We start from the raw sequence: 12,202 nt of genomic DNA, 5'->3' as shown, positions 1-12,202 counted from the left end.
AAAGTCTAATTTTTTAGACTTTTTTGAGTTACAATTTTTTGATATTAGTATGCAAGCATACTTTTTTTTTTTACTTTTGAAGCCCAATGCTTTCGTGCTCTTTCGGATTTTAAATCCTGCATCAGACTGCTTTCGGATTTTAAATCCGAAAGAGCATAGCGGTTGGCCGTTGCCATTTCAAATCCGAAAGAACCCGGAGGCACAAAAGAAAATTTGTATTACATAATTGCACATTCACTAATTCACAAATACATAAATGAACCGCAGCATTAAAAAAGTAGCCGTATTAGGCTCGGGCATTATGGGGTCACGCATTGCGTGCCACTTTGCTAATATTGGCGTAGAAGTATTGTTATTAGATATTGTTCCTAAAGAACTCAATGCCACCGAACAGGCCAAAGGGCTTACCTTAGAGCATCCGGCAGTACGCAACCGCATCGTGAATGATGCGTTTCAAAATACGTTAAAATCTACGCCTGCTTCTTTGTACAGTTCTAAGTTTGCGAGCCGTGTCAAACTCGGCAACTTTGACGATAACCTCGCTGAGATCAAAAATTACGATTGGGTACTGGAAGCAATTGTGGAGCGTTTGGATATTAAGCGGTCGTTGTTTGAAAAAGTGGATGCGTTGCGCAAACCGGGCACATTGATTACATCCAATACCTCAGGAATTCCGATTCACCTGATGTCGGAAGGACGGAGCGATGATTTTCAAAAGCATTTTTGTGGAACGCACTTCTTCAATCCTCCGCGTTATTTGCGTTTGTTTGAAGTAATTCCCGGGCCTAAAACAGAACCTCAAATTCTTGATTTTCTGTTACATTACGGCGATCTGTATTTGGGTAAAACGGCTGTTCTTTGCAAAGACACTCCCGGCTTTATTGCCAACCGCCTTGGTATTTACGCCCTCGTTGAAACAATGCGTGTAGCCGGCGAGATGGGCTTAACAGTCGAGGAAGTAGATAAATTGACAGGCCCTGTGGTAGGTCGCCCCAAATCAGGAACATTCCGTTTGTCAGATGTGGTAGGGTTGGATACAACGGTTAATGTAGCTAATAATTTGGTACAAATGCAGCACGATGAGTCGCGCGCGGCATTTGAAATATCGCCGATCATGGCCAGCCTCATGGAGAAAAAATGGTTGGGCGATAAAACAGGACAGGGATTTTACAAAAAGACAAAAGACGAAAAAGGCAGAACGGCTATTTTGGCACTCGACCTCAATACGTTGGAATACAAGCCTTCCGTAAAAGTCAAATTTGCTACATTAGAGAGTACTAAAGCAATCGATGATCTTAAAAAACGGTTTGGTATCTTATTGAAAGGAACCGACAAAGCAGGCGAGTTTTACCGTCGCACGTTTGCCAGCATTTTTCGCTACGCTTCCAACCGTATTCCTGAAATTTCGGATGAAACCTACCGCATTGACCAAGCCATTTGTGCCGGTTTTGGCTGGGAAGTTGGGCTTTTTGCGACTTGGGATGCCATTGGTGTAAAGAAAATGATTGAGATCATGGAAGCACTGAACGCAAAACCGGCGCAGTGGGTCTATGATATGTTAGCGGCAGGGAATGAAAGTTTCTATAAAGTTCAGAACGGACAAAAGCTGTATTACGATATTCCTTCGCAGTCTTATAAATCAATTCCGGGACAGGAAGCATTTATTATTCTTGAGAACAAATCACAAAATATCATCTGGAAAAATGCAGGTGCGTCCATCTATGACTTGGGGGATGGCATTGCGGGTGTAGAGTTTCACTCCAAAATGAACACTTTTGGGGCAGAGGTAGTAGAAGGCCTCAACCGTGCTTATGCCGTAGCCGAGAAAGATTTCCGGGGCTTGGTGGTAGGAAATGATTCTAATGAAGCATTTTCGGCGGGAGCTAACTTGGCTATGTTGTTTATGTTTGCCATTGAGCAAGACTATGATGAGATCAACCTCATGATTGCGCAATTCCAACAAACCATGATGCGGGCGCGTTATTCTTCCATTCCTGTCGTAACTGCGGCGCATTCTTTGGCGTTGGGTGGTGGCTGCGAACTTAATTTGCATGCGGATAAAGTGGTTGCGCACGCAGAAACTTATATGGGGCTTGTAGAGTTGGGCGTTGGTTTGATTCCTGCCGGTGGTGGAACCAAAGAAATGGCGCTTCGCTGTTCTGATCTGTACCAAGTCGGTGATCCTGAATTGAATATTCTACAAACAGCTTTTATGAACATTGCGCAAGCCAAAGTTTCAACTTCGGCGCAGGAAGCAATAGAAATGAATTATATTAAAGGAGACCGCGACCAAATCGTATTGAATCGTAGTCGCCTGATTGCTGAAGCCAAACAGGCCGCCGTTGATCTGGCAGAAAATGGATACACGCAACCTAAAGCCCGCAACGACATCAAGGTACAGGGAAAAACGGGTATAGCTTTATTTAAAGCAGGAATCGGAAGCATGCGCATGGCGAATTATATCACCGAGCACGACGCTAAAATCGCTGATAAATTGGCCTATGTCATTTGTGGAGGGGACTTAAGTTATCCACAAAATGTAACCGAGCAATATTTACTTGACTTGGAGCGTGAAGCATTTCTTTCACTTACGGGTGAAAAGAAAACCATGGAGCGGATGCAGGGATTGCTAACGGGAGGAAAGCCGCCGAGAAATTAATGTAAACTTTCCAAGTCCGGGTGACCCCATCTTAAAGACTTGGAAAGTTTTATAGAGCCACTATGCTTTTGCGTCGTGGCTTTTTTTATGGTTTTTGTCTAATTGAATGACTATGTTTAACTTTGAGATAAATCCTTTCTTCTTCGACAATGATAAATTATCAGCAATACATAAGCATTAATCCGAATATTCGTTTTGGAAAGCCCTGTATTAAGGGAACACGAATAACTGTTCAGGATATATTGGTCTGGTTGGCTTCAGAGATGTCTTTTGAAGAAATTTTAGAAGATTTCCCGGAACTGAAAATGGAACATATTCGGGCGGCATTGTCTTTTGCGGCTGATATCGAAAGACGTACCAGATTGATTGCGGCCTAATGAAGCTTTTATTTGATGCCAATCTTTCTTATAGAATTGTTAAAAAGTTGGAAGAAACTTACGAACAATGTCTTCACGTAACCAAAACAGGCCTTCCTGCCGAAGATAGCAACATTTGGAGTTGGGCAAGGCAAAATGACTATATCATCGTTACTAATGACGAAGATTTTTATCATTTATCCAGTCTTTATGGATTTCCACCCAAAGTAGTATTGATACGAATCGGTAATCAGAGTACAAATCAATTAGCCGATTTATTAATGCTTCATAAAGAAGATGTAGAACAGTTATGGGTTTCAAAGGAATATGGCATTTTAGAAATTTTCTAACCGATTACTATGAATTCTTTTACTTCTCGACTTCAAACCCTTGCCCAACGCCTTCCCGACCAACTTACCGAACCTGACAAAGCAACATTGGAAGCGATATATCAACAATGTCTTTCAACGATTGATGAGCCGGAGGCAATGTTTGGGTATGTATTAACAAAAGCCATGCGCAAACACGTATCGGGTGAACAGTCGAACGAGCATATTTATGTCCAAAAGTTTGAGATTCCGCAAATTCGGTTGTTTGAGTTGTTGATTCAACAATTGCCCTTGGCTGCTCTTACCCAACGCTGTGCCAATGCGCTGTTGGTAGAAGGATTGAAAAAAGCAGAAAATCCTGTGTTAATGGACATCGGTATTGGTACCGGAATGCAAATTGTCAACGTACTTCATTTATTGGCCAAACAGCCTGGTTGTCAAGTAAAGCAAGTGACTGTCATTGGCATTGAGCCTTTTGCCGATGCGCTTCAAACTGCTGAAAAGAGTTTGGCCGCTTTACAACTTCCTTTTCAGGTAATGTTTGTTCCGCTTGTTGCCTTTATTGAAAAAATGATATTGGCAGAAATTCAGGCATTGTTGCCAAGCCACTATGATACTTTGTTTATCAATGCTTCTTTTGCCTTGCATCATATTCAACAGGTGACGCAACGCGAAACAGTTTTTGGATATATCCGTGACTTGGCACCGAAGGCGTTCATATTATCTGAGCCGGTTTCTGACCATTTTGAGTCACACTATGCTACACGTTTTCAAAATGCCGTTAAGCATTACGGCTTAGTGTTTGAAGTGATTGACAGTCTTGAAATTACGGATAAAGAAAAAGCGGCATTGAAACTGTTTTTTAGTCGTGAAATAGACGATGTGCTGGGTCATACTGAGGCGGTGCGTGTAGAGAAGCAATATGCTCCTCAGCAATGGCTGGATTTGTTTAAAACCGTTGGTTTCACTTTGGAAAAACCAACAGTTTCGTTTGATATACAGGAAAAGAATGGCGTTGATTTACGAACAGATTTACCTGACCGTTATGCGGTAGTTTTTAAAGACGAAGAAATTACAAACGTGTACCGGGCAACAACCTAACTTTCACAAAGCTTTATGCTTTCACGTCGCCAATTTTTACTAACTGCTTCCGTCGCACCGTTTCTGCAAAAACGAGAGCGAATCGTTACGGTCAATGGCGTGATTCGCCCACAGGAAATGGGCAAAACGCTTATTCATGAGCATATGTTGGTAGATTTTATTGGAGCAGACAAAATCAATTTTGATCGTTGGAACCGAGAAGAGGTTGTAAAAGCAGTATTGCCTTATGTATTGGAAGTAAAAAAACAGGGAGTTAAAACGATCTTGGATTGTACACCTGCCTTTTTGGGGCGCGATGTACATCTGCTGCAATTAATATCCCAAAAAAGTGGCCTGCAAATCCTGACGAACACCGGCTATTATGGTGCCGTCGATAATAAATATTTGCCAAAATGGGCTTTTGCCGAAACTGCCGAACAATTGGCAGACCGCTGGACGGCTGAATTTGAAAAAGGAATAGACGACACTAACATACGCCCGGGCTTTATAAAGATCGGAGTAAACCCAACGCAACTTTCTGATATTCACCGCAAATTGATACGCGCAGCAGGCCTAGCTCATTTACGAACAGGCCTGACCATTTGTTCACATACAGGGCCTGCGATACCGGCTTTTGAAGAGATTGAAGAATTGCAACGCACAGGTGTACATCCGAGCGCTTTTGTTTGGGTACATGCACAAGGCGAATCCAACAGGAATCTGTATACCAAAGCAGCACAAATGGGCGCTTGGGTAAGTCTCGATGGGATAGGTTGGGGCGATTGGGAAAACTACGCCACTTGGATAGACCTTATGAAGTCCAATCATTTACTTAATAAAGTACTCATCTCGCACGATGCCGGCTGGTATAAACCCGGCGAAACAAATGGTGGAAATTTCGTAGGATTTACCGCCATTTTTGAAAAACTGTTTCCCCTTTTACGTCAAAAAGGGTTTACCCAAAAGGATTTTGCTCAATTGCTGATTCACAATCCGGCCGAAGCATTTAAGGTTCAGGTTCGAAAGCTTTAGAAAAGGCTCAATTCTTCCCTCAAAATAACCGTTTGGCCAAATTTTCTGCCATTTGTACTTATTTATTTTTATTACTTGGTATTGCATAGTACCTTTGATTCAACATAACAGCCAAAGAAACAAAAACAGCCATAAAATAGTATATTCATAAAGCCATGACAACGAAACAATTGCAACGGATTCCTTCAGAAGGTAAAATAGGTGGTGTAGCCGCAGGTTTAGCCGACTATTTTGGGATAGATACTACCTTGATGCGTATTTTGTGGATCGCATCGTTTTTCGCATTCATTCACGTACCCGTCATTGTTTTCTATATCATTCTTTGGGCCATCATGCCTAAAGGTGTTCGCCAAAACAATAACAATCCGGTAGAAATTCATCAAGTATAATCTGACAACCAAATGCAAAAGCCGAGTGTGAACTCGGCTTTTTTGTTTATTTATTGTTTAACTTATTGATCAGCCAACCTGTCATTCGTTCATTTTGCTCGGGATAGGTCCAATGACCTGTTTCGAGTGCGAGATACAATTCTTTAGGTGCTGAAATGACATTGTAAGCGGCATACATAGATGTAGGAGGGCAGGTCTCATCGTTAAAACCCCACGAATAATAACCCGGCACTTTAACCCGACGCGCAAAATTGACCACATCGTAATAACCCAGCGTTGTAATTTTTTCGGGCTTATTGTTGTAGGCAAGGCCATTTTTATCAAAATAATGCGGCCAACCTCCCGCACGTCCTTTCAAATAACCCGTTACATCTGACAATGCCGGATAAAACGCTCCCAGCCATTTAACACGACTGTCAAGTGCTGCGGTAATAATGGACAACGCACCGCCTTGGCTGCCGCCCGTTACTGCCAAATTACTGCCATCATATTGGGGAAGGCTTGTCAAAAAATCATTAGCGCGGACGCAGCCCAAATATACACGCTTGTAATAAAAACGATCACGATCATCGGAGCCGTAGTTCATGTAACCATTTAAAGCACCTGCGCCAAGGTCAAGATAGACGGAAGGGTCCATTGTAACCGGAACGCCGTGGATACCGATTTGCAGCGTAATGATGCCTTTGGCCGCATTGGCAATATCGCCTCCGTAGGCGCGAACGCCTGCACCGGGAACATGTAAAAGTGCAGGGTATTTTCCTTCTTTTTTAGGAACGCACAAAATCCCATACAAACGGGTGCCCATACGAAAGTTCTGTAAATTAAGGTGATAGACATTCACCGTTTCTGTGCAACGCTCGGGCAAAAGCGTCATTTTGGCCTCCAGAGGTATTTTGGCTAAATCGGCTTTTGCAGTTTCCCAAAAAGTATCAAAATCGCCCGGATTCTCGACGGTGGGTTGAATAGTGAGCGGGTCAAACCCGGCCGTGCCGAGGTTTCGATACTCTTTACCGTCGATCTCAGCAATAGCAATACAACGTAGAAATCCACCCGTTTTCATCGTGCCACCCTCAAGGGTAATGGTGCCGGTAGGGAGTGTAATGGTTTCTTTTTTGGTTGGTTCCATTTTTTCGGGACCGATCTCGTAGCGTACCCGGGCATTTTTGACGAGGTTCCCGTTTTGCAAAACTGAAATAGTGAATTTTACATTTTCTCCCGTTTTATAGGCCCAATTAAAATGGTCGGGAGCAACAACGACTTTGTAAAGCTTTTCAACAGGTTGGGCAAAGGCAACCGAAAAGCTTAAGAGGAAAAGAAGAAGGTTCGCAGTTTTTTTCATTGATTTGGGATTAAATTTAGCGGGCAGTACTTACTGCCGATAGAAATGGGCGCTTTCAGCGTGACAACATTGTTATACTAAAGCCTCAATACACGCTTTTCTAAGCACATTTTGTATTTTTGTCGTTCTTAATTTTAAAAACGTCCTTCAATTGCCTTCTCAATTTCCCAAAGTAGTTGTTTTGCCCGATGCGGGTGCCGAAAATCCCTTTCAGTATGAATTGGTGCGGTACTTACAAAATCACGGAATACAAGTGACGATTGGCAAAAAATATACACTGGGAAGTACCTTTAAAGCCCTGACAGTTCAACCCGCACAAGTCCTTTATTATGATTGGGTTCACAGTTTTATTTTGGGAAAAACCCTACTGTGGAGTTGGCTGAAGTCGTTTGTATTCATGGCCGAAATAGTATGGGCAAAATCCATCAAACGGGTCAGGATCGTACATACTTTGCATAATTTGCAAAACCACGCAGGGATTTGGTTGAAGCTGGAAAGAAGGGTGTATGGTTTCTTTTTACGAAGATGCAATCATATCAGAGTCTATTCTGAAACGACGAAGCAAGAGGCTGTCTTGTGGTTTGGGCTAAAGCCGGAAGTTATCTCGGTCATTCAGGATCTGCCTTATCATTTGTATTATCCCAATGAAATAACAAAACCGGCTAGTCGTGAGATACTTGGAATTGATCCTGATGACTTTGTCTTTTTATTTTTTGGAGAAATAAAACCCTACAAAGGTCTGCATCAGTTGCTTAAAGCTTATTCAGTGATGCAAACAACGAACACTTGCCTTGTTATTGCCGGAAAAAGCTACGATGCCGACTATTGGGATTCATTACAGAAGGAAGGCGAAAACAAACCGACGATCCATTGGCATCACCGATTTATTGAAGACCAAGAAGTGCAGTATTTTTTTAATGCGGCGGATGTAGCAGTATTGCCGTTTGTGCGCATTGACCATTCGGGATCGGTTGATTTGGCCATGTCGTTCGGAAAACCTATTATTACGTTACGAACCGACAGCACCGCCCAATTATTGAGTCACCAGTCTGAGTTGTTGTTTGATGATACGTTTCGTCCATTAACGGAGTGTCTCAAAAATGCTCAACGAGTTAATCTTGAGGTGATTGGCAGACAAAATTTTGAAATAGCCGATACAACAAATTACCGCGACATTGTGAAAATTTTTGAGAGTTAGAAACCATGTTGCTCAAACGACAAGCCTACCAAAGAATGCTTTTGCTGATACCCTTATTGTATGTTATAAATGAAACCCTACTCTCGATTTATTACCAATCAAGCCTTATTGAACCGGTTGCGTAATGTGCGTTTACAGGTAAGAAGCATTCCTTATCGTATGGGTGACAAGGTAGAGTGCCCGATTTGTAAGACGCATTACCGTGCATTTATGCCCTTTCGTTACCGTCTCAATGCTTATTGTCCAAGTTGTAAATCGCTCGAAAGGCACCGCTATGCTTACCTTACTTTGCGCGACCGTTTAGGTTTTTATGATGCGCCTCTCAAAAAAGTACTGCATTTTGCTCCCGATACCTGCTTATCGCTGACTGTTAAAAATAATTCATTTATCGAATACCTCACGGCCGATAACATGACCTCGTTCACCAACAGCATTACGATTATGCCCGACCGTGTTATGTCTATTGATGCCATTTCATTTGAAGATGAAACGTTTGATATCATCATTGCCATCGGTGTTTTGGTCATGGTTCCGAACGATACCAAGGCGATGCGTGAAGTGTATCGAGTGCTTAAATTTGGCGGCTATGCTGTTTTTCACGATCCGATTAATTTAAAACTGGAGCATTCGTTTTCAGATACGAGTTTAACAAAAGAAGAAAAACAAGGGTTGTATCATGGGCATGACCAACGGTGGTATTATGGAGCTGATTATGCAGACAGACTGCGTGTCCAAGGTTTTGAAGTGGAAGACGATACCTATGCACAGCAAATAGACAATAAGCGCTACGGAATCTCTCCCAACGAGAAAATTTATATTGCGAGAAAGAAGGGATGAAAATATTATTCTGCACCAACGCTTTTGAAAACATCACGAACGGCCCGGTAAGATTCGCAAATATCGTATTGGAAATCAATGCGTTATTTCCCGAACACGAACTAAGAATATTGACTGAAGATGTTTCTGCTTCGCGTTTAGATGAATTAAAGAAGGTTTATAAAGTCGAGCTGAATATCCCCCATCTGCTGAAACCGCTCGGCCAAGTGTTACGCTGGTTTATCTATTACCGGCATATTCAGAAAATCGAAAAAACGTATGATTTTGACGTGCTTGTATTCATTAATTCATTTAACGGTGCGTGGGCGAGTCTGATTTCCGAAAAGCCGACGGTAGGAATGGTCAATGATGAAAAGAATATGTTGGCTACTTGGAAAAATTTTCAACTAAAACCTTTGTGGCTCAAGCGCTTTACCTTTCAGCAATTTGAAAAACTTTCGGCGCGCAGGCATAGGCTTGTGATCGCCAATTCAGTATTTTTAAAACAACGCCTTATTGATACCTATCATCTTCCCGAAAGCAAGGTCAGGCGTTTGTATAAGTGCATTCCTTTGGATGGCTTGGTGTTTAATCCGCAACGTTCGTTTGGTCCAATTATTAAAGTAGTGTTTGTGAAAGCCGATTATTTGGTAGGCAATCTGCCAATGCTTGTGAAAGCACTAAGCAATCTGCCTGAATATCAATTTAAACTGACAGTGATCGGTCCCGAACCTCCCTTTGAAAAACACCTGCATTCTCTTTTTGCCGGGATTTCCAATGTTGTGCTTGATTATGCAGGGCCACAGCCACAGGAGCGAGTATTTGAGTACATGCGCACATACGATATTTTTTGTGTTCCATCCTATACCGAAGCATTTGGGGTAGCCAATATTGAAGCGTTAGCGCACGGTATTTCGGTTATAAGCACGCGGGTAGGGGGAATTCCGGAGGTTTTGGATAACGGCAATAATGGTTGGTTGGTAGCATCCGGAAATAGTGCAGCGTTGGCCGATGCCGTAAAAGAATGCATCCAAACCCCTGAATTGCGATTACAAAAAGCTCAAAACGGCTTGAATTTCATTCAAAAGTTTTCAAAAGACGAAATGTTGCGCAATTTTGTAGAAATGCTTGAATCGGTTGTGGGTTTGCAACGCGTAAACAATTAAGAAATGCAGTGGCGTAATCTGTTTCGAAATCAGCAGCATTGGGATTGGCACCTCGTTTTGTATTTTCTCAATGTGTTTTCGGTGGTGTTTGGGTATAGTTTAAGGGGCGATGTGTTTCAGGCGGCAAAACTCTTTCGAACGGGGTTGGTGATGTTTTCTTTGGTGGGCGTTATCATAGCGCAGGGCGAAATAAAGTACATTTTCGATAAAAAAAAGAACTGGGTCTTATACCTTTTTTTATTCCTAAACCTAGTCGTTTTGCCTTTCAGCGTTGATTTTGGACGAAGTTTTGAACGTATTTTGGCGTGGATACCCTTTTTAATTTACACTAACTACTTCGTTGTCTATCTGTTTGCTCATTATTCAAAGGATGAAGCTAAGATCAAATTGCTCCAGGTATTCAGTTTGACGTATTTCTATCCGGTGGTTGTGATGCTGGTCACCGGAGTGGCTTTTCAATCAGAGAACGTCTACGGCCAATCGATTGGTGAGTATAAAGCCAACGTTATCGGTTGGGGTTGTACGATGTTTATCGTTACGAGTTTTGATCTATTCGCCAACCGTCCAATGGTTAAATGGGCGCGTTATCTTTTTTTTATTGTGGTATTTTTAGCATTATGGGCTATTGTCCTGACCGGCTCTCGAAGCAGTTTTGCGGCGTTGGCGCTTTCTACGGTTGTATTGGTACTTCGCAGTAAGCAAATTTCCATTTACCTAAAGATAGCGGCTGCTTTGTGTATCCTTGGTTTTGCGTATTATATTATTGAAAGTCCGGACTCAGTAGTGAATTTACGGGCCCAATACGCCGATATTCGAAAACAGAAAGGAGAAGTACGGTTTAAATTGGCCGAGCAGGCTTTTGGAATATTTACTACAAACCCTGAAGTGCTTTTTACGGGTTTTGGCTTCGATAACTTTCGGGCGGGACTTCAGCACTATGCCGGCATTCGAACCGAATTGGCATCGCACAATTCTTATTTGGAAACCCTATTTTCGGGAGGGGTATTCGCTTTTTTGTTTTTTGTCATTTTCGTGGCATTGAATGCTGTTATAAAATATGTACGTTTTGACAGTCGATATTTTATCTTTTTGCCAACGTTGATGGTCATTCCGTATTTTGAATCAAACCTGAATGCCGGGCAATTTCTGTTTTTTCCTTGGATGACCTTCTTATTCTATTATGTACACATTTCTTCGCTTCAGTTTCCCGTAGCAGAAATGAATATTTCCAAAAAGAAGAAATTTAAGCAAGAACAGTCGATAAGCACTGAATGATCAAGTGCTTACCGACTGTCTAAGACTATTTTTTTACTTCCTCGTCGCTGTTGAAAAGCCCTTTGATAAAATCCGTTGCTTTCTCAATGGCTTCTCCGGCTTCTTCTTTGAAGTCCTCAAATTTCACCTGCGCTTCAGCGGCCAATTCCTCTGCTTTCGCTTTGGCTTCGGTAAGCGCTTCGGTTGCTTCGATTTTCATTTCTTCAGCCTTAGCAGATGCTTGTGCTTTTAAGGCTTCTACGTCTACACTTTGTAATTTTTCGGTGATCTCACCTTTTATTTCTGCAAATTTTTCCTGTGCTTCAGCGGCCAATTCCTGCGCTTTTGCTTTAGCTTGTTCAGCGGCTGATTTTAATTGTTCTTCCATAAAGTTTATTGGTTTAAAGTATGTTAAATAAGGTAACGCGCAAAGTTAGAAGAATCAAAGATGTATTATTCGACCGGATTCATTTTTAATTTTGGGGTAAAATTCGTAGTATTATCGTTTATCTTCCTTGGAGCCTTATAGGCTAACTATTTGAAATTGAGTCAGGAATATATAATTTTGTACAAAATTTATTTCA

General features: G+C 41.9%; 12 protein-coding genes. 10 read left to right on the top strand and 2 right to left on the bottom strand.

Translation table 11 applies throughout. The annotated features are described in order from the left end of the window. The first annotated feature begins 256 nt into the window (after positions 1-256). The 6 genes from ACQY73_RS19375 to ACQY73_RS19350 all read left to right on the top strand — a co-directional run bounded on the left by ACQY73_RS19375 (position 257) and on the right by ACQY73_RS19350 (position 5,845). Positions 257-2,659 (top strand): 3-hydroxyacyl-CoA dehydrogenase/enoyl-CoA hydratase family protein, encoded by a 2,403-nt coding sequence (locus tag ACQY73_RS19375; protein WP_428653915.1) that lies wholly within the window; start codon positions 257-259, stop codon positions 2,657-2,659. Positions 2,660-2,808: 149 nt separating this feature from the next. Next, a complete protein-coding gene (locus tag ACQY73_RS19370; protein ID WP_428653914.1) occupies positions 2,809-3,036 on the top strand; it encodes a DUF433 domain-containing protein in 228 nt (75 codons plus the stop codon). Continuing rightward, positions 3,036-3,365, top strand: a complete 330-nt coding sequence (locus ACQY73_RS19365; protein ID WP_428653912.1) for a DUF5615 family PIN-like protein — start codon at positions 3,036-3,038, stop codon at positions 3,363-3,365. Before ACQY73_RS19370 ends, ACQY73_RS19365 begins: the two co-directional genes overlap by 1 nt. 9 nt (positions 3,366-3,374) lie before the next feature. Then, positions 3,375-4,445: a GRAS family protein gene (locus ACQY73_RS19360; protein WP_428653910.1), complete on the top strand. Its 1,071-nt coding sequence runs from the start codon at positions 3,375-3,377 to the stop codon at positions 4,443-4,445. Between the two features lie 15 nt (positions 4,446-4,460). Beyond that, positions 4,461-5,456, top strand: a complete 996-nt coding sequence (locus ACQY73_RS19355) for a phosphotriesterase family protein (RefSeq protein WP_428653908.1) — start codon at positions 4,461-4,463, stop codon at positions 5,454-5,456. 155 nt (positions 5,457-5,611) lie between these two features. After that, positions 5,612-5,845 carry a PspC domain-containing protein gene (locus tag ACQY73_RS19350; protein WP_428653906.1) on the top strand — a complete coding sequence of 78 codons (234 nt, stop codon included), beginning with the start codon at positions 5,612-5,614 and terminating at the stop codon, positions 5,843-5,845. 46 nt (positions 5,846-5,891) lie between these two features. Here the strand turns inward: ACQY73_RS19350 and ACQY73_RS19345 are convergent, their stop codons facing one another. Then, a complete protein-coding gene (locus ACQY73_RS19345) occupies positions 5,892-7,184 on the bottom strand; it encodes an acetylxylan esterase (protein WP_428653904.1) in 1,293 nt (430 codons plus the stop codon). A 151-nt stretch (positions 7,185-7,335) separates the two neighbouring features. Between ACQY73_RS19345 and ACQY73_RS19340 the strand changes: the two genes are divergently transcribed. The 4 genes from ACQY73_RS19340 to ACQY73_RS19325 all read left to right on the top strand — a co-directional run bounded on the left by ACQY73_RS19340 (position 7,336) and on the right by ACQY73_RS19325 (position 11,639). Beyond that, a complete protein-coding gene (locus ACQY73_RS19340) occupies positions 7,336-8,382 on the top strand; it encodes a glycosyltransferase family 4 protein (RefSeq protein WP_428653902.1) in 1,047 nt (348 codons plus the stop codon). Positions 8,383-8,451: 69 nt separating this feature from the next. Continuing rightward, positions 8,452-9,219, top strand: coding sequence for a class I SAM-dependent methyltransferase (locus ACQY73_RS19335; protein ID WP_428653900.1), 768 nt, complete (start codon positions 8,452-8,454; stop codon positions 9,217-9,219). Continuing rightward, positions 9,216-10,364 (top strand): glycosyltransferase family 4 protein, encoded by a 1,149-nt coding sequence (locus ACQY73_RS19330; RefSeq protein ID WP_428653898.1) that lies wholly within the window; start codon positions 9,216-9,218, stop codon positions 10,362-10,364. Before ACQY73_RS19335 ends, ACQY73_RS19330 begins: the two co-directional genes overlap by 4 nt. A 3-nt stretch (positions 10,365-10,367) precedes the next feature. Then, a complete protein-coding gene (locus ACQY73_RS19325; protein WP_428653896.1) occupies positions 10,368-11,639 on the top strand; it encodes an O-antigen ligase family protein in 1,272 nt (423 codons plus the stop codon). A 25-nt stretch (positions 11,640-11,664) separates the two neighbouring features. On the opposite strand, the gene ACQY73_RS19320 is transcribed toward ACQY73_RS19325, so the two are convergent. Next, the gene (locus ACQY73_RS19320) at positions 11,665-12,006 is read right to left on the bottom strand and encodes a hypothetical protein (protein ID WP_428653894.1); all 342 of its coding nucleotides are present in this window, start codon (positions 12,004-12,006) and stop codon (positions 11,665-11,667) included. Positions 12,007-12,202: the final 196 nt, after the last annotated feature.

Source organism: Runella sp. (assembly GCF_965279615.1).
In the GTDB taxonomy this organism is placed as follows: domain Bacteria; phylum Bacteroidota; class Bacteroidia; order Cytophagales; family Spirosomataceae; genus Runella.
Note: the sequence above shows the minus strand (reverse complement) of the source record. Positions and strands in the feature narration are given on the sequence as shown.